The sequence below is a fragment of the Nocardia sp. NPDC050793 genome (assembly GCF_040654065.1).
In the GTDB taxonomy this organism is placed as follows: domain Bacteria; phylum Actinomycetota; class Actinomycetes; order Mycobacteriales; family Mycobacteriaceae; genus Nocardia.
Window position 1 is genome coordinate 115668 of record NZ_JBFAHG010000008.1, and the last position, 18270, is coordinate 133937.

Below are 18270 nucleotides of genomic sequence, written 5' to 3' on the forward strand. Positions count from 1 at the left end.
AGTCTGCGCTTTCATAGCGCCGTGCGCAAGGGCTCTGACGGGGTAATTCGCCACTTAGATGGCGCGGGCGTGCGGAATCCTGGCCGAGAGCGCTGATCTCTCTTGACGTGTGTGCTTGGCTGGAGTCGTGGGGAAACGAACCTGGCTGACGACCACCGGCCTCGTGCTGCTGATGTTGTGGGGCGAGTGGGCGAATTGGCGCGCCTCCCGCACGCTCGTCGGGTCGGTGCCGGGTACCTCCGAGGCGGTCGTGGTCCTCGGGTATCGCAATGCGGGTACGCGGGCCAACGCCATGAACCGGTGGCGCGTTCGTGCGGGTCTGCGGTCCATCGATCCGGCGGCGGTCGAGAGCCGGCTCGTGCTGTGCGGAGGCCCGTGCGCGGGCCCGCGCACCGAGGCGTCCCTGATGGCCGAGTACGCCACGCGAACCCGCGGATACCGCGGCGAGCTGGTCCTGGAGGAGCGGAGCCGGACCACTTGGGAGAACATCGCTTTCGCGATGCCGTACCTGAGGGACGTCGATCGAATCAAGATCGTCTCGCTGCCGTCCCATGCCGCGAAGGCCAGACACTACCTCGCGCAGCAGTCGCCCGGCCTCGCGTCCCGCCTGGTCAGGGGAGCGGAGTACCGGTTCGGCGATTGGATGCCACTGAAACCCGTGGTCGCCCTCTACAGTCTGCTGAAGGCCGTTCGCGATCGTCCCTGACGCGCGGCGTCGTCCCGCTGGACGCCGCCATTCCCGCGCCGGTGAAAGTGCTTGTCCGGCAGTGCTCTTTGCGGCAGTTCGACTCGCACCGCCGAACAGTGATGTGCGACAACCCGTCAGGAGCCATCTCTTATTGCGGGTATGGCCTCAGCTTCGCTGCTCACCGCCGCGGAGAATCGCTGCCGGACGCCTCGGGGTTCGCCGAGCGCCCCATCAGATCACGGACCGGGCAACAGAATCCGCGAAGACCGAATTCGACGCGTACGCTACCGTCGGGGTCGCCGAGCCGGACAGCTGGGATGACGACGTCGGGACTGGATCGACTTTCGCAGTCGACAGTCCTGCCGAGACCCCGCTCGGTGATCGAAGACGAAGGGTGTGACGCAGCACGACGCGGGTACGGCCAAGGTGATGGCGGACCGCGGCGCGGCGGCGCGAGTGGGTGAGTGACCATGAAGACGAAATCGGCGGAGACGGTGAAATGCCGGGGGTGCGAGTCCTGGTGGCCGTTGAGCGCGCACAATGTGTGCCACTGCTCCCAATGCCACCAGACATTCACCGGCGAGAAGGCGGCGAACCTACACCTGGTCGTGGACTATCGGCACAAACCGCACGTCGTCTGCCGCACGCCGCAAAGCGTCGGCCTCGTCGACGCCGCCCGCGAGTACCCCTGCTGGGGCTTGCCGGAGAAGGTCCTCGGGTGATCCGTCGGCCTGCTCGCGGTGTCGGTGACCTTCGGCCGTCACCGCGATCGCTGCGAATGGCGTTGCAACGAACCACGTTCGTTCGACGACCCGACTGACGAAAGCCGTCGATCGGGGTTGCGCTGGCACCGCGTCGGCGCGATGATGCTGGACTTCCCGCCCGACCTGGGCTATACCAGTCCAGCACGGCGGATGGGTATTCCGTCGGCCGCACCGGGCATGGCATCGCCGGGTCGGCCAGCTCGGCGCCGAACCCGTCCAGACGCTACCCCGCGCCGCGCTGATCGACCGGCGTCGGCGACCGGTGCCGCGAACCTCTTGCGGTGGTCGGAACCCACGCCGGAACCGGTGTCTCGAAATACCGACCACCGCACCGCTGATCACAACATGCTGCCTGGGTCTACTGGAAGGAAAACCCATGCGTCTCGACCTCTCGCCGGACGGCCACCGGTCGCGTGGCAGTCACCCGGTCGGGGAACTGGTGCGCCGGTGAACACGCCACGCACCGCACTGGTCGTCGGCGCCGGGATCGCCGGACTCAGCACCGCCTATCACCTGGCGCGACGCGGAGTCGAGGTCACCGTCGTGGAAGCCGAGCACGTCGGTGCCGGGGCTTCGCACGGCAACGCCGGCTGGGTGGACCCGGTTCAGACCGGGCCGCTGCCCGAACCAGGACTGCTGCGGGATGGTTTGCGGCACATGCGTTCTGCCGAAGCGGCGACCCATATCGCGCTCCGGGACTACCCGCGTCTCATGCCCTGGCTGGTGTCCTTCGCGCGCCACGCCACCGCCCACCGCTACCGTGACGGCACGCTGGCATTGGCCGAACTCGGCACCCGATGCTTCCCGCTGCTGGATCAGCTCGCCGCCGACGGCGTCGAATTCACCCGCGGCGACGCCGGTTTGCTGGCCGTGGCGCGCGATATCAGCGCCGTCGAGACGTTCATCCGCGCCCGCGAACCGTTCCGCACCGCGGGATTCGCGATATCCAGCACCGTCCTGGACGCCGACGCACTACGCGTGCGGGAACCCGCGCTGTCCGCGCAGGTGCGCTACGGCGTGGAGCTGCGCGATCACGTACAGATCGATCCGGGCGCCTTCCTCGCCGCGCTGGCCGCCTACCTGCGGTCGCAGGGGGTGCGCATCGAGGAAGGCGGCGCCGTCGCCGGGTTGACCGAGCCCGGTCCACGGGCCGGCGTCGCCATGCGCGACGACCGCCGCTACGCCGATGTGGTGGTCGTCGCGACCGGTGCGAGCACCGCGCTGATCGGCAAGCGATTCCCGCTCATCGGCGGGCGCGGCTACAGCTTCGACGTCCCGGTCGCCACCGCGGTGCGGCGGTCCATACTGCTGCTCGACGCGCACATCGCCCTTTCGCCGATCGGCGGCCGCCTTCGCATCGCCGCGGGCATGGACTTCGGGCCGTCGGCGCGGCTGAGCACCGAGCGTCTTGCGCCGATCGCGCGGAACGCGGCGGTCATGCTCGACGGCGTCGATTGGAGCGATCGGCAGCACCTCTGGAGCGGGCGACGACCGCTCACACCCGACGGGCTGCCGATCGTCGACCGCCTGCCCGGCCATCCCGGCACCTACCTCCTCACGGGGCTGTCCATGCTCGGCATGACACTGGCCGCGCCCGCCGCCGAAGCGCTGACCGGCTACATCCTCGACGGCGTCCGTCCACCGGTGCTGACACCGTTTCGCGCCGACCGGTTCCGCTGACGCTTGCATCCGGTACCCGGGTACGGGCTTACCGTGGCGTTATGACGAACAACCTGGATTCCGCGGACTGGGTGCCGGAGGCGTGCACCTTGCCGACCATCGAGCAACCGGTCCGGGTGGCCGAGTTCGACGACTTCTTCACCTCGTCCGTGCGCTCGACCGTGCGCCCGAAGCGGACACGGCTGGATCTGGTCCTGAGAGACGGCGCCGAAGCCGTGGGTCGCGACCTCGCGGTGCGGGAATCGACCTGCTGCTCGTTCTTCTCCTTCACCTTCGACACCGGAGAGGAAGGGCCGGTCATGCGCGTCGAGGTCCCGCCCGCCCACGTCGAGGTGCTCGATGCGCTCGAGCAGCGGGCGCTGGCTCAGGTCGAACGGTGAGCGCGACCTTGCGCACCGGTCAGGTCGCGGCGGCCGCCGGGGTGAACGTGCAGACGCTGCGCTATTACGAGCGCCGTGGGTTGGTGAGCACGCCGGACCGGTCGCTGGGCGGACATCGGTTGTATCCGGAGCGGACGGTCCAGTTGCTTCGGGTCATCTGGCCCCGCTGCTCATGGCGGCCGGTCTCGCTGGTAGCGGGTCAGCGCTGCTGCGCGTGTCATGGCTCGAGCCAGTCGGTATCGGGTTGATCGTCCTCGGCGTGGCCGGTCTGGCGTGGACAGGGCGGCGGTTCCGCCGCACCGGGTGCGGTGGTTCGCGCGGCTGCGGCGGTACGAAGGCCGACGTATCCTGTTGCGCCGTCACGCGCTGACCACCCTGGGCACGCCGTGCCGCTCATTTTTCGAAGTAGCGATGCGGATTGCGGACCGGGATCGCGTCGATGTCGTCGTCGGTGAGCCTCTTGGCCAGCAGGGCGGGGATGAGTTCCTCGCTGATGTGGCGGTAGTTCCATTGGGGAGCCATCCGGGTCGTGGCGACGTGCGGGAACCAGTCGATGAAGCAGGCGGCGTCGTGCGCGACCAGTGTCATCGGGTGGCCTTCTCGGTCGCGGCGGCGAACACGGTGGCATCGAGCGCGCGTTTGAGAATCTTGCCGGTGGCGCCCTTGGGCAGCTGGTCGACGAAGGCGAAGCGGTGCGGGACCTTGTAGGCGGACAGGCGTTCCTTCGCCCAGGCTCGCAGCTCCTCCGGATCGAGTCGCCTTCCGGCCGCGGCGGCGGCGACAGCCCCGACCTCCTCGCCGTAGTGGTCGTCCGGGATGCCGATGACCGCCACTTCCACGATGTCCGGGTGCTCGTAGAGCACCTCCTCGACTTCCCGAGGATAGACGTTGTATCCACCGCGAATGATGAGGTCCTTGGCGCGGTCGACGATATAGACGTAACCGTCGGCATCGATGCGTCCCAGGTCGCCGGTCTTCAGCCATCCTCCGGACAGTTCGGCGGCGGTGGCATCGGGGCGGTTCCAATACCCCTTCATGATGCTGGGTCCGCGGAGGAAGAGCTCACCGACGGCGTCCGCGGGCAGGACGTTGCCCTCCGGATCGCGAACTTCGATCGAGGTCCCCGGCAACGCGACCCCCACCGATCCGACCCGCTGCTCACGGTCCAGCGCGTTGTAGGTCGCGGCGCCACTGGATTCGGTGAGTCCGTAACCCTCCAGAATGGTGCAGCCGAACCGATCCGAGAACGCGCGGATGACCTCGGCGGGAAGCGACGCCCCGCCGGAGGCGGCAAGGCGGAGGCTGGCGAAGTCGTGCGGTCCGTAGTCACCGGCGGTGTGCAGCATGGCGTTCCACATCGTCGGCACGCCGGAGACCACGGTGAGGCGGTGATCTCTGATCATCTCGATCATCGCCTGCGGCTGGAAGGGCGACACCATCGAGAACGAGCATCCCGCGTGCAGCGCCGTGATCAGGCACACCGCTTGGCCGTACACGTGGAACAGCGGCAATCCGGTGCCGAACCGTTCCTCCGGTGTGAGTTGCAGCTGGTCGATGAAGATTCGCGCCGTCTCGATCAGATTCGAGACGGTGAGCTCGACGCCCTTCGGCTTGCCCGTGGTGCCCGAGGTGTACAGCAGGATCGCGGTGTCATCGGGGTTGCGCCGCACGGGTTCGGCGACCACCCGCGTCGGCTCGGTGTACGCGCCGGGTTCGAGCACGAGCAACGGAATGCCGCGCTCGGCCGCCGCCTGCCGTGCCGCGGCCTGCGCTCCATGCCAGGCGATGGCGAGCCGGGCGCCGGAATCGTCCAGCACATAGCCGATTTCGGGAGCGGTGGCCATGGTGTTCACCGGAATGGCGACAGCCCCGACGAGGTGGGCGCCGAGGTAGGCGACGACGAACTCCGGGACGGTCGGCGCCACGAGCAGCACGCGGTCGCCCGCTGCCACACCGGAATCGGTGAGAAGGCCACCGAAGGCGGCGCTGCGATGTGCGAGGTCGAGATAGGTGATGCGCTGGTCCCCGAGGCGCAGCGCGATGGCGTCGGGGCGCTCGGAGGCGTGCTGCCAGAAACGGTCGGCGACATTGGTCATGGCACATCCAGACAGGTAGAGACCGGGTATGGAAAGGCATGTGACGGGGGTCACGTTCGATGGCACTGTATATGAATTCGGCGTCAACTTCAATCGGGTTGAGCGAGTGAAGCGCTGGCGATGGCGCCGGTAATCCTCGGCAAAAGACCTATTGAACTTGACGCCGGTTTCAATTAAAGTCCGGCCAGCCGATGTGTTGGCCGTCACACCGCACCCTCCGACGGGCAGGTAGGCGACCATCGCTCGCGATGTACGGCGCGGGCAATGCGATGAGAAATTCGCGATGACATCGGCGACGTGGTGTGCGGCGTACGTCGCGCCGCGCGAAGGGTATCTCGATGCCCGCCACCGCATTTCGACCGAGATGAGGGTCAATTCTGATGAAGTCCACCTCCTTGCGCGCCGTTCCCGGCGCGCCCGGAACCCCCGTCGACACACCGGGTGATGGCCGGTACGGCCGCGTGATCACGCGTGTCGCGGGCGTCGGATTCGCCGCCGCGACAGCGGTGGGGCTGTTCTCCACCGGCGCCGCGCACGCGGATGTCTTCGTGCCGCTCCCCGACGGTGCCGAGCACGGACCCGGTGTGCGGATCGACCGCACGGCCGAACGGGCCATCGTGTCGTCGTCGATGGCCGCCAATGGCGCAGGCCGCGTGGTGTGGGTGTCGGGAACGATCACCGCCGACGTCGGCGTCGCCCCGGTCGTCGAGAAGCCCGGTCCGTACAGCACGCCGGAGAACTGGCCGGGCACCAACAATTCCTCGACCCACGGCGCGTCCCAGGTCAACGCCGGATACATCATCGGTTGCCAGGTGAGCATCGGCGACAAAGCCATCTCGGCGGGTCTGTCCGGCAACATCACTACCAATGGCTTCAGCGTGAGCGGCTCCGGCGGAATCCAATTGGGGCCGGGTGAAATCAAACTCGTACAGGTCGGGTTCAAGGACATCCTCGCGCCAGGCGTCTACACGCTCGGCTATCGGGACGTCGAGATGGAGATCCAGGGCTGCGGCGGGTACGCGCAGGCCCGGTCGTACGCGGTCGTCGAGATCGTCGGCGATCACTACTCGAAGACCACTCTCTACGGCGCTCCGTTCAGCATCGGCTGACGCGGTCGAAATCACTGGAAAACATTTGTCGCTGAGACGAACTCGAAGAGGAAATACCTATGTTCGACCGTAAGAAAGCCATGCGCGCGGCAGGCCTGTGCGCAGCGGCCGTCACCGCAGCGGGACTGCTGTCCACCGGCCACGCGCAGGCCGACACTTTCGTTCCCTTGCCCGGCGGCAGCATCACCGAAACGCTGCCCGACGGCACCGCTGTCACCGTCCGCATAGCGGACGAATCCGCGCTCATCAGCCCGCCGATGGGCGCCACCCCGCTGCACCGCAACGTGTGGGTCTCGGCCAGCGCCCAGGTCGAGGTCGCGGGCAACGCTTTGGGCGGGAAGATCCGTCCGGGCTACGTCGTCGGGTGCCAGGTGAACATCGGTGGCGGCGGCGTCAACGGCAACAGCACCTACAGCTCCGACTGGGAAGGCCAGCGGCCCTCCGGCGGGATCGGAGCGGGCGGGACGCTGAGTCTCGGCCCGGGGCAGGCGAAGACGTTCTACCTGCTCGACATCGAAGGGCCGGATTTGTTCGGCGACGAGGTGCACCTGCCCTACATCCAGTTCCGCGGCGCGAGCGGCAGCGTGACATGGAAGAACTCGACCATCGCACTGAGCGGGTGCGCGGGCTACGCGCAAGCTCGCTCGTTCGTCCGCGTCGAGGTCGACACCCCGCACGCCAGGGAGATCGTCGTCTTCTGGGGACAGCCCTTCAGTCTCGGCTGATCGCACGCCGCGGGACTCGTGTGGCCGTCGCGGCCGGGCTCGATCGGATCCCGGCCGCGGTGGCGACCGTCTGCGCCGCCTCGAACACCTGATCCGTGCGCGGACCGGCATTTCGCACACTGGTCAAAAGTGTTGCCGGACAACAGATGTGGGTCGGTAAGCGGTTCTCGATAGCGGAAGATCTCGGCGGCCCGACGCCACTTCGCGAACTGTCGGTGCAGGTACGGGCCCACTTCGCGCACATTCCGGCGGTGCGACCGACGCCGGCGACGCGGTGATACCGTGAACGCGTCAACCGTCCCATCGACCGACAGTGAGTGGCCAGCGTTGGTGTCCGAGCCCGTTGTGAGTGAGACCGAGCCTCGGAAAGGCGTCCCGCGCACCAAGCGCGGCGAGCGCACGCGCACGGCGTTGGTCGCCGCGGCGCGCGAGGTGTTCGAGCGCGACGGGTACCTCGACGCCAAGATCTCCGACATCTCCAAGGCCGCAGGCACGGCATCTGGGTCCTTCTACACCTATTTCGACAGCAAGGAAGAGATCTTCGCCGCGGTCGTCGAACAGGTGCAGGAAGAGATGCTGCACCCGCACGTCCGGGAGCGCACGGGCGTCACCGACCCGCGCGACCTCATCGATGCGGCCAACCGGGAGTACCTCCGCTCCTACAAGCGCAACGCGCGCTTGATGGCGGTGTTCGAGGAAGTCGCCTTGATCAACGAGGACTTCCGCAGGCTGCGCATCGAACGCGGCAAGGCCTTCGCGCAGCGCAACGCGAAGATGATCAGCGAGCTGCAGGAATCCGGCCGAGCCAGCGCGGACCTCGATCCCGTGATCACCGCGCACGCGTTGTCGGTGATGGTCAGCCGGATGGCCTACACGGTCTTCGTCCAGAATCAGCGCATCCCGTTCGAGAAGCTCGTCACCACCCTGACGCAGCTGTGGGTCAACGCTCTGCAGCTCGACTCGGACTGATCCGCACTCTCCGAACTCTGTTCCCCGGTGATATCCGGGCGATGCGCCAGCTCCTTTACGCGTTCGTCGGCCACCCTTGTCCAAACTTGAAATTGACGTAGGATTCAAGTTTGTTGGATGCTCGGCCCGGCGTGGCCGACCGGGGGATCGCTCGCGCCTGGGGAATCTCGGAAGGAGATGTTCGTGAAGGTCGCTGGAAGAACGGCAATTGTCACCGGAGGTGGCGGCGGGATCGGCGGCGCCATCGCGCGGCTCTTGGTGCGCGAGGGTGCGCGGGTCGTGGTCGCCGATCTGGACGCCGATGCGGCCGAGTCCCTCGTTCGGTCCATCACGGAAGACGCCCCTGGCTCGGCGGTGGCCGTCGGGGCGGACGTGTCCGACCCGACGCAGATCGGCGGATTGATCGCGCGCGCGGAGGGCGAGTTCGGGCCGGTCGACCTGTACTTCGCGAACGCGGGCGTCGGCGGGCCGGTCGGGCTGGGTGACGACGCGGGCTGGGACACCGCGATCGATGTGAACGTCAACGCGCACGTGCGGGCCGCTCGGCTGCTGGTCCCCGGCTGGCTCGAACGCGGCGAGGGGTATTTCGTGAGCACCGCCTCCGCGGCCGGCCTGCTGACCCAGATCGGTTCGGCCGCGTACGCGGTGACCAAGCACGCGGCCGTCGGGTTCGCCGAGTGGTTGTCGGTCACGTACGGCGACAACGGAATTCGGGTGAGCTGCCTGTGTCCGATGGGCGTCGAGACGAAGCTGCTGCGCGCGGGCGCCGAGTCGGGAGACGCGCTCGGTGCGGCGGCGACCAGGGCGGTCACCAGCGCGGGCGCGGTGTTGAGCCCGGACGAGGTCGCGACGGTGGTGCTCGACGCTGTCGACCAGGAGCGCTTCCTGGTCCTGCCGCATCCCGAGGTGCTCGAGATGTACCGCGGCAAAGGGTCGGACTACGACAGGTGGCTGGGCGGCATGCGGCGCTACCAGGCCGCGCTCCTGCAGACTGCGGAGTGAATCGACTACCCCGGGGCGATCTCGGCCGCTCCGGGGTGGTCGAACGGTGTGGCCCGAACCTCGCATGCGGGACGCCGCAAACTTGATGATGAACTCAGGTTCGATTAGCGTTCGACCTGGATGTACCGGGGAATCGAGAGGCGAGAGCGAGGGTAGTGATGACCAGGACGACCCGAGACGATGTCGCGGCGGGGGACATACCCTCGCTTGCCGACACATCGGTCCTGCGCGACCTCCCGAGCACGGCACGTGGTGCGCGAACACGCGCGGCGCTGGTCGCCGCGGCTCGCACGGTGTTCGAACGCGACGGCTATCTCGAGGCCCGGCTCTCCGATATCGCCGCGGAAGCGAAGTGCTCGACCGGGTCCTTCTACACCTATTTCGCGGGCAAGGAGGAGGTACTGCAAGCGGTACTCGACCTCGCCCGGGACGAGATGCTGCACCCCGGCATGCCACGGCTCGATCCGGACGAGGCGTCACCCGCGGCGGTCATCGAGGCGAGCAACCGGGCCTACTTCGAGGCGTACAAACGCAATGCGAAGCTGATGGCCATTCTCGATCAGGTGGCCACCATCGATCCGAAGTTCCGTGCGGTCCGCCGGCGTCGCAGTCGCGCCTTCTGGGAGCGCAACGCCCGCTCGCTCGCGGAGCTGCAGCGGCGGGGACTCGCCGATCCCGAGCTCGATCCGCGCCAAGCGGCGCGCGCGCTGTCGGGCATGGTGAGCCGGATGGCGTACTACGCGTTCGTCCTGGGGGAGGAGGCGAGCATCGACGAGCTGGTGCGCACCGCCACCCGGCTGTGGGTGAACGCGGTGCGCATCGGACCCGCGGCCGACTGAGCGCGGATCAGCCCACGTCAGACGGGCGGGCGCTTCTCGGCGATTTCGTCCCGCGAATGGCGAGGGCGCTCACCGCGGACTCCGCTCCGGGGTTCTTTCGTGGCCGCCGCCGGCGCGGCTCGGCCGCGTGATGCCCGTCGCCCGCGCGGGCGCCGTGGCGCTGGCGAAATCTGAATTCGAGTTCAATATCGTGTCGGTTTATGCGGCATGACCTGGTCTTTCGCGTCTTGCGTGAGGCATGTCACAGGCGATTTCCCGGGTGGTCGGTATTGACGCGGCGGCACCCGTCCCGCAAGGTGGCGGTAGAAAATAAGCGCTTAGTAAGTTCCCGTAGAGAGGTTGGGCCCATGCCCGAAGCCGTCATCGTTTCCCTCGCCCGGTCGCCGATCGGGCGGGCCGTCAAGGGCTCGCTGAAGGACATCCGGCCCGACGACCTGGCCGCTCAGATCGTGCGGGCGGCGCTGGCGAAGGTCCCCGAGCTGGATCCGGCCGGGATCGACGACCTGATGCTCGGGTGCGGCCAGCCCGCGGGCGAGTCCGGCTTCAACCTGGGACGGATCGTCGCGGTGCTCGCCGGACTCGACGGGGTACCGGGCACCACGGTCAACCGCTACTGCTCGTCGAGCCTGCAGACGACCCGCATGGCGCTGCACGCGATTCGCGCGGGCGAAGGCGACGTGTTCGTCTCGGCCGGTGTCGAGACGGTCAGCCGCTACGGGAAGGGAAGCGCGGACGGCTTGCCGGGCACCCAGAACGCACTGTTCGACGACGCGGTCGAGCGAACCGCGAAACTCGCCGCGGGAGGCCAGGAATGGGCCGATCCCCGGCTGGACGGCGGGCTGCCGGATGTCTACATCGCGATGGGCCAGACCGCCGAGAACGTGGCGCGACTCGAGGGTGTCAGCCGCGAGGAGCAGGACGCCTTCGGCGTGCGCAGCCAGAACCTCGCCGAGATCGCCCTCGCCAAGGGCTTCTGGCAGCGCGACATCACGCCGATCACCCTGCCGGACGGCACCGTCGTGTCCGCCGACGACGGCCCGCGCGCCGGAGTCACGCTCGACAAGGTCGCCGCGCTTCCGCCGGTGTTCCGGCCCGACGGGACGGTCACCGCGGGCAACTGCTGCCCGCTCAACGACGGCGCCGCCGCCATCGTCATCATGTCGGACACGAAGGCCGCCGAGCTGGGACTGACACCGCTGGCGCGCATCGTCTCGACCGGGGTCAGCGCGCTCTCGCCGGAGATCATGGGGCTCGGCCCGGTCGCGGCGTCCGAACAGGCGCTGGCCCGCGCCGGGATGACGATCGGCGACGTCGACCTGGTCGAGATCAACGAAGCCTTTGCGGCGCAGGTCATTCCGTCCGCCAGGAAGCTGGGCGTCGACCTCGGCAAGCTCAACATCAACGGCGGCGCGATCGCGGTCGGCCATCCCTTCGGGATGACCGGCGCGCGGATCACCAGCACGCTCGTCAACTCACTGCAATTCCACGACAAGCAGATCGGCCTGGAAACGATGTGCGTCGGCGGTGGCCAGGGCATGGCCATGGTGCTCGAACGACTGTCGTGACCGCGGACAACAATCGAAAGGACCACCCCTTGAACAGGTTCGAAGGAAAGACCGCCATCGTCACCGGCGCCAGCCGTGGCATCGGCCTCGGCATCGCCCAGCGTCTGGTCGACGAGGGCGCGAAGGTCGTCATCACCGCCCGCAACGAGAAGGCGCTCGACGAGGCCGTCGAGACGCTGGGCGGTCCGGAACGGGCGCTGGCCGTCGCCGGTCGCTCCGACGACGTCGCTCACCAGGCCGAGACCGTGGAGCGGGCGATCGAGGCCTTCGGCAGCGCGGATCTCCTCGTCAACAACACCGGAATCAACCCGGTTTTCGGTCCGATGGTCGAGCTGCCGCTGGAGGCCGCCCGCAAGATCGTCGAGGTCAACTGCCTGGCCGCGCTCTCGTGGGTGCAGCAGGCGTACCAGGCGTGGATGAAGGAGCACGGCGGCGCGATCGTGAACGTCTCCTCGGTCGCCGGGCTGAAGCCCGCGCCCGGCATCGGCTTCTACGGCTCCAGCAAGGCGATGCTGACCCACATCACCCAGGAACTCGCCGTCGAACTCGGCCCGAACCTGCGGGTGAACGCCGTCGCACCGGCCGTCGTGAAGACCAAGTTCGCCAGCGCGCTCTACGAGGGCCGCGAGGATCAGGTCGCCGCGGCCTACCCGCTCAAGCGGCTCGGCGTGCCCGAGGACATCGGCAGCGTGGTCGCCTTCCTGCTCTCCGAAGACGCCGCCTGGCTCACCGGGCAGCTGCTCGTCGTCGACGGTGGCATCACCCTCACCGGCGGTGTCTGAGGTGACGACGATGAAGGCGTGGCGCGTCCGCGAACTCGGCGAACCGGGCGCGGTGCTGCGGCTCGACACCGTGGAGCTGCCCGATCCGGGTCCGCGTCAGGTCCTCGTCCGCGTCACCGGCGCCGCGGCGAACTTTCCCGACGTGCTGATGTGTCGCGGCCTCTACCAGGTGCGTCCGCCGCTGCCGTTCACGCCGGGCGTGGAGGTGTGCGGCGAGGTGGTGGCCGTGGGGTCCGACGTCGCGGGGATCGCGGTCGGCGATCGCGTGATCGGCGGAACCGCCCTGCCGCACGGCGGATTCGCGGAATTCGCCCTGATGGACGCCGCGCAGACGTTCGCAGCGCCGGCCGCGCTGGACGACGCCGAGGCGGCCGCGCTGTACATCGGATACCAGACCGGATGGTTCGGATTGCATCGCCGCGCCGGTCTGAAAGAGGGGGAGACCCTGCTCGTGCACGCCGCGGCCGGTGGTGTGGGCAGCGCCGCCATCCAGCTCGGAAAGGCCATGGGCGCCAGGGTGATCGGGGTCGTCGGCGGCCCCGAGAAGGCCGCATACGCCACGAAGCTCGGCGCCGACGTGGTGATCGATCGCTGGACGGAGGATTTCGTCGAGGTCGTCAAGAAGGTGACGAACAATCGGGGCGCCGACGTCGTCTACGACCCGGTCGGCGGCGACGTGTACGCGCGGTCGACGAAGTGCATCGCCTTCGAGGGCCGGATCCTGGTCGTCGGCTTCGCCGGTGGCGAAATCCAAACGGCCGCACTGAATCACGCGCTGGTCAAGAACTATTCCGTGGTCGGCCTGCACTGGGGTCTGTACAACGCCTACGAACCGACGGCGGTCGCCGAATGCCATCGGACGCTGACCCGGCTCGCCGCGAAGGGCGCGATCAGGCCACTGGTCAGCGAACGGCTGACGCTGGACGGCGTCGCCGACGGCGTGCAGCGCCTCGCCGACGGCAAGACGGTCGGCCGAGTGGTCTACGCGCCATAGCCGCCGCCGGCACCTCGGCGAGCAGCACCGCCGCGATGCGCCTCGGCCACCGCGCCGTCCTCGCCGCGCCCCTCGCGCGGGCATCCACCGAACACACCACACAGGAGAACAGCATGAGCAATCAGACCCCGCGGATCGCCGTCGTCACCGGCGCGGCGCGCGGCATCGGCGCGGCCGTCGCGCGACGGCTCGCCGCGGACGGCATGGCCGTCGCGGTGCTCGATCTGGACGAGGCCGCGGCCAAGCCGGTGGCCGACGACATCGAAGCCGCGGGCGGCCGCGCGCTCGCCATCGGCGCGGACGTGGCCGACGAAGCCGCGGTGACGGCGGCCATTGACCGCGTCGTCGCCGAACTCGGCGCCCCGACGGTGCTCGTCAACAATGCGGGCATCCTTCGCGACAACCTGCTGTTCAAGATGACCGTCGACGAGTGGGACGCCGTCATGGGCGTGCACCTGCGCGGCGCGTTCCTGTGCAGCCGCGCGGTGCAGCGCCACATGATCGACCAGGGCTGGGGGCGGATCGTCAGCCTCTCCAGCACGTCGGCGCTCGGCAACCGCGGCCAGGCCAACTACTCCGCGGCCAAGGCCGGTCTGCAGGGGTTCACCAAGACGCTCGCACTCGAACTCGGCAAGTTCGGCATCACCGCCAACGCTGTTGCGCCAGGATTCATCGAGACGGACATGACCGCGGCCACGGCCGAACGCATGGGCGTCTCCTTCGAGGATTTCAAGAAGGTGGTGACCGCACAGATCCCGGTCGCTCGCGCGGGAACGCCCGACGACATCGCGCACACCGTGTCGTTCCTGGTGAGCGAGGGGGCGGGATTCGTGTCCGGCCAGGTCGTCTACGTGGCCGGCGGACCTCGGGACTAGGACGGAAGGGCAACGACCGATGAAGGTATTCCAGGGCTTGGCCGACATGGAGAAGGCCATCGGAACTCACCTCGGATACAGCGACTGGCACACCGTGACCCAGGAACAGATCGACCGCTTCGCCGACGCGACGGGCGATCACCAGTGGATTCACGTGGATCCGGTGAAAGCGGCGACGGGACCGTTCGGCACGACCGTCGCCCACGGATTCCTCACGCTGTCACTGATTCCGATGCTGACCCAGCAGATCTACAGCGTCGAGGGACTGTCGATGGGCGTCAACTACGGCGCCAACAAGGTGAGGTTTCCCGCGCCCGTTCCCGTGGGATCCCGGCTGCGCGCGGGCGCCGAGCTGATCTCGCTCACGCCGGCGACGCTGGGGTTCCAGGCGGTCAGCCGCGTCACCGTCGAGATCGATGGCGCCGCGAAACCCGCGAGCGTCGCCGAGACCGTCGCGGTGCTGGTGCCCTGATGACCGATCGCAACGGCACGGATCTGCCCGGCCTCGACGTGGATCGCCTGGCGGCCTGGCTGGCCGATGTCGAGCCGGGTCTGCTCGCCGGGCCGCTCACCGCTAGCGTGATCGCCGGTGGGAGATCCAATCTGACCTACGAGATCAGCGACGGCGCATCGGCATGGATCGTGCGGCGGCCCCCGCTCGGTCACGTGCTGGCGACCGCGCACGACATGTCCAGGGAATACCGGGTCATGACCGCGCTGGCCGACACCGACGTTCCCGTTCCCGCCACCTACGCGCTCTGCGAGGATCCCGATGTCCTCGGCGCTCCCTTCTATGTGATGGAGCGGGTGATCGGGACGCCTTACCGCACGGCGGCCGAGCTCACGGCGATCGGCCCCGACCGGACGCGCACCATCTCGGCCGGAATGGTCGACGCACTGGCCGATCTGCATACCGTCGATCCGGCGAAAGCGGGACTCGCGGATTTCGGGCGCCCGAGCGGATTCCTCGCGCGTCAGGTGCACCGCTGGAAGAAGCAGTTGGACGCCTCCTACTCCCGGGAGCTGCCGGGTGCGGACGAACTGTACGGAAAGCTCGCGGCACATCAGCCTCCGCAGTCTCCGGACGGCATCGTCCACGGCGACTACCGGCTCGACAACATCCTGGTGGACTCCGGGGATCGGGTTGTCGCCGTAATCGATTGGGAGATGGCCACTTTGGGTGATCCGCTCACCGATGTGGCCCTCCTGCTGCTGTATCAGCGCCTCGGCGAGCTCGGCGTCCCCGGTGTCAGCGACGTGGCGTTCGCGCCCGGCTTCCTCACCGAGACCGAACTGCTCGACCGGTACGCCGAGCGCAGCGGCCGCGACCTCGCGCACTTCGGTTTCTACCTGGGGCTGGCCGCCTTCAAACTGGCCGCGATCCTCGAAGGTATCCACTACCGTCATCTGCACGGGCAAACCGTGGGATCCGGATTCGAGACCCTGGGATCCGGCGTCGAAACGCTGCTGCGCACCGGAATCGAAGCCATCGAGGAGAGCAACCGATGACCGGCACGGTTCTCGACGACCTGCGTCGGCGCGTGCACGCGGTCCTCGCCGACAACGACCCTTCGACCACGGACGCGGTGACCTTCCATCGCGCCCGGTTCGACGCCGGGCTGGCCTGGGTGCACTTCCCGGTCGGGCTGGGCGGACTCGGCCTCGACAGGGAAACGCAGCCCTTCGTGGACGGCCTGTTCGAGCAAGCCGGAGCCCCGGGCAACAACGCCGAACTCAACGGCATCGGTCTCGGCATGGCGGCTCCGACGATCCTCGCCTACGGCACCCCGGAGCAGCAGCGGCGTTTCCTGCGCCCGCTGTGGACGGGCGAAGAGATCTGGTGTCAGCTGTTCAGCGAGCCCGGCGCCGGTTCGGATCTGGCGGCGGTCGGCACCAGGGCGGTCCGGGACGGTGCGGACTGGATCGTCAACGGGCAGAAGGTGTGGACGTCGGTCGCGCACAAGGCGCAGCTGGCGATCCTGGTCGCTCGCACCGATCCCAGCCGCCCCAAGCATGCGGGATTGACGTACTTCATCTGCGACATGACCGATCCCGGGGTCGAGGTCAGGCCGCTGCGCCAGATCACCGGTGAAGCGGAGTTCAACGAGGTGTTCCTCACCGACGTGCGGATTCCCGACACCCAGCGGCTGGGTGAGGAGGGCGAGGGCTGGCGTGTCGCCACGACAACCCTCAACAACGAACGGGTCTCGATCGGCGGCCGCGCCATGCCAAGGGAGAGTGGTGTGCTCGGCGTCGTCGCGCGCAGCTGGCGAGACAACCCCGCCAGACACACCCCGGAACTGCACGACCGGCTGCTGCGACTCTGGGTCGAGGCCGAAGCCGGGCGCTTGGCCGCGATGAAGCTGCGCCAGCGAGTCGCCGGAGGGCAGCCGGGCCCGGAAAGCTCCGCCCTCAAGCTTTCCTTCGCCCGATCCAATCAACAGCTGTCCGGCCTCGAACTGGAACTGCTCGGCGAGGACGGCCTTCGCTACGACGACTGGACCATGGTGCGGCCGGACCGGGTCGATTTCACCGGACGCAGCGCCGGCTACCGGTTCCTTCGGGCCAAAGGCAATTCGATCGAAGGCGGAACGTCGGAGATCCTGCGCAACATCGTCGCCGAGCGGGTCTTGGGTCTGCCGGTCGAACCGCGCGCGGACAAGGACATCGCCTGGAAGGACCTGAGCCGATGAGCGACGACATCCTGCTGCTCGACACCGACACCGAGGCGTCGCTGCGGCACGCGGTGCGCGACCTGCTCGCCGCCCAGTGCGATCCGGCCGCGGTGGCCAGGGCCTACGAAGGTGACCGCGCGTCGACGCCCGGCCTGTGGAAGGCGCTCTCCCGCGATCTCGGACTCGCCGGGCTGCTCGTCCCCGAGGATCGCGGCGGCGCGGGCGGTTCCGCCCGTGACGCGGCCGTCGTACTCGAAGAGCTGGGCCGGTTCGTCGCGCCCGTCCCGTTCCTGACCAACAGCGTGATCGCCGCGACGATCCTGCTCGCCGGTGATTCCGACCTGGTCGGGCAGCTCGCGGAGGGCGAGCGCACGGTGGCGCTGCTCGCGCCGTTCACCGCCGCCTCCGCAACGGATGTGCCCACCTTCGCGAAGGACCAGGACGGACGGTTGACCGGACGCGTCACGAGCGTCGCCGGCGTACTCGACGCCGATGTGCTGCTGGCCGCGGTCGAGACCGGCGCGGGCACGGAGATTCACGCGATTCCGGTGACGGCGGCCGCGGTCACGCCGGTCGTCTCGCTCGACATGACGCGCCAGCTCGCCGATGTCACCCTCGCGTCCGTGCCCGGCCGGGTCGTCGTCGACGCCGAATCGGGGATCACCGCGCTGCGGGCCGGGCTGGTCGCGGGCGCGGCGCTGCTGGCGTCGGAACAGGTCGGCGTCGCGTCCTGGTGCCTGGAAACGACGGTGGCCTACCTGAAGGTGCGGCGGCAGTTCGGGCGCGTGGTCGGCGGATTCCAGGCGCTGAAGCACCGGCTCGCCGACCTCTACGTCGACATCGAGACCGCGAGCGCCGCGGCGCGCTACGCGGCGGGCGCCCTGGCGGCCGGTGACCCCGACGCGGCTGTCGCTACCGCCGTCGCGGCCGCCTACTGTGCGGATATCGCGGTCGTGGCCGCCGAGGAAGCCGTTCAGCTGCACGGCGGCATCGGCATGACGTGGGAGTATCCGGCCCACCTCTACCTCAAGCGAGCGAAGGCCGACCAGATCGGGCTGGGCGCTCCCGGCCGTCATCGGTCGGTGCTCGCCGAACTCATCGATCTACGACTGGGAGAGGACTGAATC

Annotated in this window: 20 protein-coding genes; 18 read left to right on the plus strand and 2 right to left on the minus strand. The window is 68.5% G+C overall.

The window, feature by feature from the left end:
* Nucleotides 1–127: 127 nt before the first annotated feature.
* The 5 genes from AB0H50_RS25625 to AB0H50_RS25645 all read left to right on the plus strand — a co-directional run bounded on the left by AB0H50_RS25625 (nucleotide 128) and on the right by AB0H50_RS25645 (nucleotide 3760).
* A complete protein-coding gene (locus tag AB0H50_RS25625; protein ID WP_357457177.1) occupies nucleotides 128–706 on the plus strand; it encodes a YdcF family protein in 579 nt (192 codons plus the stop codon).
* 452 nt (nucleotides 707–1158) lie between these two features.
* On the plus strand, nucleotides 1159–1410 hold the full coding sequence (locus AB0H50_RS25630) for a hypothetical protein (RefSeq protein WP_068061590.1): 252 nt from the start codon (nucleotides 1159–1161) through the stop codon (nucleotides 1408–1410).
* A 489-nt stretch (nucleotides 1411–1899) separates the two neighbouring features.
* A complete protein-coding gene (locus tag AB0H50_RS25635; protein ID WP_357457179.1) occupies nucleotides 1900–3132 on the plus strand; it encodes an FAD-dependent oxidoreductase in 1233 nt (410 codons plus the stop codon).
* Nucleotides 3133–3173: 41 nt separating this feature from the next.
* A complete protein-coding gene (locus tag AB0H50_RS25640; RefSeq protein WP_357457180.1) occupies nucleotides 3174–3512 on the plus strand; it encodes a hypothetical protein in 339 nt (112 codons plus the stop codon).
* Nucleotides 3509–3760, plus strand: coding sequence for a MerR family DNA-binding transcriptional regulator (locus AB0H50_RS25645; protein ID WP_357457182.1), 252 nt, complete (start codon nucleotides 3509–3511; stop codon nucleotides 3758–3760). Before AB0H50_RS25640 ends, AB0H50_RS25645 begins: the two co-directional genes overlap by 4 nt.
* 145 nt (nucleotides 3761–3905) lie before the next feature.
* On the opposite strand, the gene AB0H50_RS25650 is transcribed toward AB0H50_RS25645, so the two are convergent.
* Together AB0H50_RS25650 and AB0H50_RS25655 are read right to left on the minus strand one after the other, a co-directional pair.
* On the minus strand, nucleotides 3906–4100 hold the full coding sequence (locus AB0H50_RS25650) for a hypothetical protein (RefSeq protein ID WP_357457184.1): 195 nt from the start codon (nucleotides 4098–4100) through the stop codon (nucleotides 3906–3908).
* Entirely contained in the window at nucleotides 4097–5608 is a 1512-nt protein-coding gene (locus AB0H50_RS25655) for a long-chain fatty acid--CoA ligase (RefSeq protein WP_357457662.1), read from the minus strand. The genes AB0H50_RS25650 and AB0H50_RS25655 overlap by 4 nt, the downstream gene beginning before the upstream one ends.
* Nucleotides 5609–5988: 380 nt before the next feature.
* Between AB0H50_RS25655 and AB0H50_RS25660 the strand changes: the two genes are divergently transcribed.
* The 13 genes from AB0H50_RS25660 (at nucleotide 5989) to AB0H50_RS25720 (ending at nucleotide 18267) form a co-directional block, all read left to right on the plus strand.
* Nucleotides 5989–6717: an MspA family porin gene (locus tag AB0H50_RS25660; RefSeq protein ID WP_357457186.1), complete on the plus strand. Its 729-nt coding sequence runs from the start codon at nucleotides 5989–5991 to the stop codon at nucleotides 6715–6717.
* Nucleotides 6718–6776: 59 nt separating this feature from the next.
* On the plus strand, nucleotides 6777–7442 hold the full coding sequence (locus tag AB0H50_RS25665; RefSeq protein ID WP_357457188.1) for an MspA family porin: 666 nt from the start codon (nucleotides 6777–6779) through the stop codon (nucleotides 7440–7442).
* 345 nt (nucleotides 7443–7787) lie between these two features.
* Nucleotides 7788–8411: a TetR/AcrR family transcriptional regulator gene (locus tag AB0H50_RS25670; protein ID WP_357457190.1), complete on the plus strand. Its 624-nt coding sequence runs from the start codon at nucleotides 7788–7790 to the stop codon at nucleotides 8409–8411.
* Between the two features lie 183 nt (nucleotides 8412–8594).
* Complete coding sequence (locus AB0H50_RS25675) at nucleotides 8595–9413, plus strand: SDR family oxidoreductase (protein WP_357457192.1); 819 nt, start codon at nucleotides 8595–8597, stop codon at nucleotides 9411–9413.
* A 158-nt stretch (nucleotides 9414–9571) separates the two neighbouring features.
* Nucleotides 9572–10252: a TetR/AcrR family transcriptional regulator gene (locus tag AB0H50_RS25680; RefSeq protein ID WP_357457193.1), complete on the plus strand. Its 681-nt coding sequence runs from the start codon at nucleotides 9572–9574 to the stop codon at nucleotides 10250–10252.
* A 347-nt stretch (nucleotides 10253–10599) separates the two neighbouring features.
* Nucleotides 10600–11817, plus strand: a complete 1218-nt coding sequence (locus AB0H50_RS25685) for an acetyl-CoA C-acetyltransferase (protein WP_357457664.1) — start codon at nucleotides 10600–10602, stop codon at nucleotides 11815–11817.
* Nucleotides 11818–11846: 29 nt separating this feature from the next.
* Nucleotides 11847–12599: an SDR family oxidoreductase gene (locus AB0H50_RS25690; RefSeq protein WP_357457195.1), complete on the plus strand. Its 753-nt coding sequence runs from the start codon at nucleotides 11847–11849 to the stop codon at nucleotides 12597–12599.
* A 10-nt stretch (nucleotides 12600–12609) separates the two neighbouring features.
* Nucleotides 12610–13593: an NADPH:quinone oxidoreductase family protein gene (locus AB0H50_RS25695; protein ID WP_357457666.1), complete on the plus strand. Its 984-nt coding sequence runs from the start codon at nucleotides 12610–12612 to the stop codon at nucleotides 13591–13593.
* Nucleotides 13594–13706: 113 nt separating this feature from the next.
* Nucleotides 13707–14468 (plus strand): 3-oxoacyl-ACP reductase FabG, encoded by a 762-nt coding sequence (gene fabG / locus AB0H50_RS25700; protein WP_357457197.1) that lies wholly within the window; start codon nucleotides 13707–13709, stop codon nucleotides 14466–14468.
* A 19-nt stretch (nucleotides 14469–14487) separates the two neighbouring features.
* Nucleotides 14488–14940: a MaoC family dehydratase gene (locus AB0H50_RS25705; protein WP_357457199.1), complete on the plus strand. Its 453-nt coding sequence runs from the start codon at nucleotides 14488–14490 to the stop codon at nucleotides 14938–14940.
* On the plus strand, nucleotides 14940–15977 hold the full coding sequence (locus AB0H50_RS25710) for a phosphotransferase family protein (RefSeq protein ID WP_357457201.1): 1038 nt from the start codon (nucleotides 14940–14942) through the stop codon (nucleotides 15975–15977). The genes AB0H50_RS25705 and AB0H50_RS25710 overlap by 1 nt, the downstream gene beginning before the upstream one ends.
* Nucleotides 15974–17161: an acyl-CoA dehydrogenase family protein gene (locus AB0H50_RS25715; RefSeq protein ID WP_357457202.1), complete on the plus strand. Its 1188-nt coding sequence runs from the start codon at nucleotides 15974–15976 to the stop codon at nucleotides 17159–17161. The genes AB0H50_RS25710 and AB0H50_RS25715 overlap by 4 nt, the downstream gene beginning before the upstream one ends.
* Nucleotides 17158–18267 (plus strand): acyl-CoA dehydrogenase family protein, encoded by a 1110-nt coding sequence (locus tag AB0H50_RS25720; protein WP_357457204.1) that lies wholly within the window; start codon nucleotides 17158–17160, stop codon nucleotides 18265–18267. The genes AB0H50_RS25715 and AB0H50_RS25720 overlap by 4 nt, the downstream gene beginning before the upstream one ends.
* Nucleotides 18268–18270: the final 3 nt, after the last annotated feature.

Coding starts and splice junctions, on each gene's coding strand:
- AB0H50_RS25630 (WP_068061590.1), top strand. CDS start 1,159: ATGAAGACGAAATCGGCGGAGACGGTGAAATGCCGGGGGTGCGAGTCC.
- AB0H50_RS25640 (WP_357457180.1), top strand. CDS start 3,174: ATGACGAACAACCTGGATTCCGCGGACTGGGTGCCGGAGGCGTGCACC.
- AB0H50_RS25650 (WP_357457184.1), bottom strand. CDS start 4,100: ATGACACTGGTCGCGCACGACGCCGCCTGCTTCATCGACTGGTTCCCG.
- AB0H50_RS25655 (WP_357457662.1), bottom strand. CDS start 5,608: ATGACCAATGTCGCCGACCGTTTCTGGCAGCACGCCTCCGAGCGCCCC.
- AB0H50_RS25660 (WP_357457186.1), top strand. CDS start 5,989: ATGAAGTCCACCTCCTTGCGCGCCGTTCCCGGCGCGCCCGGAACCCCC.
- AB0H50_RS25665 (WP_357457188.1), top strand. CDS start 6,777: ATGTTCGACCGTAAGAAAGCCATGCGCGCGGCAGGCCTGTGCGCAGCG.
- AB0H50_RS25680 (WP_357457193.1), top strand. CDS start 9,572: ATGACCAGGACGACCCGAGACGATGTCGCGGCGGGGGACATACCCTCG.
- AB0H50_RS25685 (WP_357457664.1), top strand. CDS start 10,600: ATGCCCGAAGCCGTCATCGTTTCCCTCGCCCGGTCGCCGATCGGGCGG.
- AB0H50_RS25695 (WP_357457666.1), top strand. CDS start 12,610: ATGAAGGCGTGGCGCGTCCGCGAACTCGGCGAACCGGGCGCGGTGCTG.
- fabG (WP_357457197.1), top strand. CDS start 13,707: ATGAGCAATCAGACCCCGCGGATCGCCGTCGTCACCGGCGCGGCGCGC.
- AB0H50_RS25705 (WP_357457199.1), top strand. CDS start 14,488: ATGAAGGTATTCCAGGGCTTGGCCGACATGGAGAAGGCCATCGGAACT.
- AB0H50_RS25710 (WP_357457201.1), top strand. CDS start 14,940: ATGACCGATCGCAACGGCACGGATCTGCCCGGCCTCGACGTGGATCGC.
- AB0H50_RS25715 (WP_357457202.1), top strand. CDS start 15,974: ATGACCGGCACGGTTCTCGACGACCTGCGTCGGCGCGTGCACGCGGTC.
- AB0H50_RS25720 (WP_357457204.1), top strand. CDS start 17,158: ATGAGCGACGACATCCTGCTGCTCGACACCGACACCGAGGCGTCGCTG.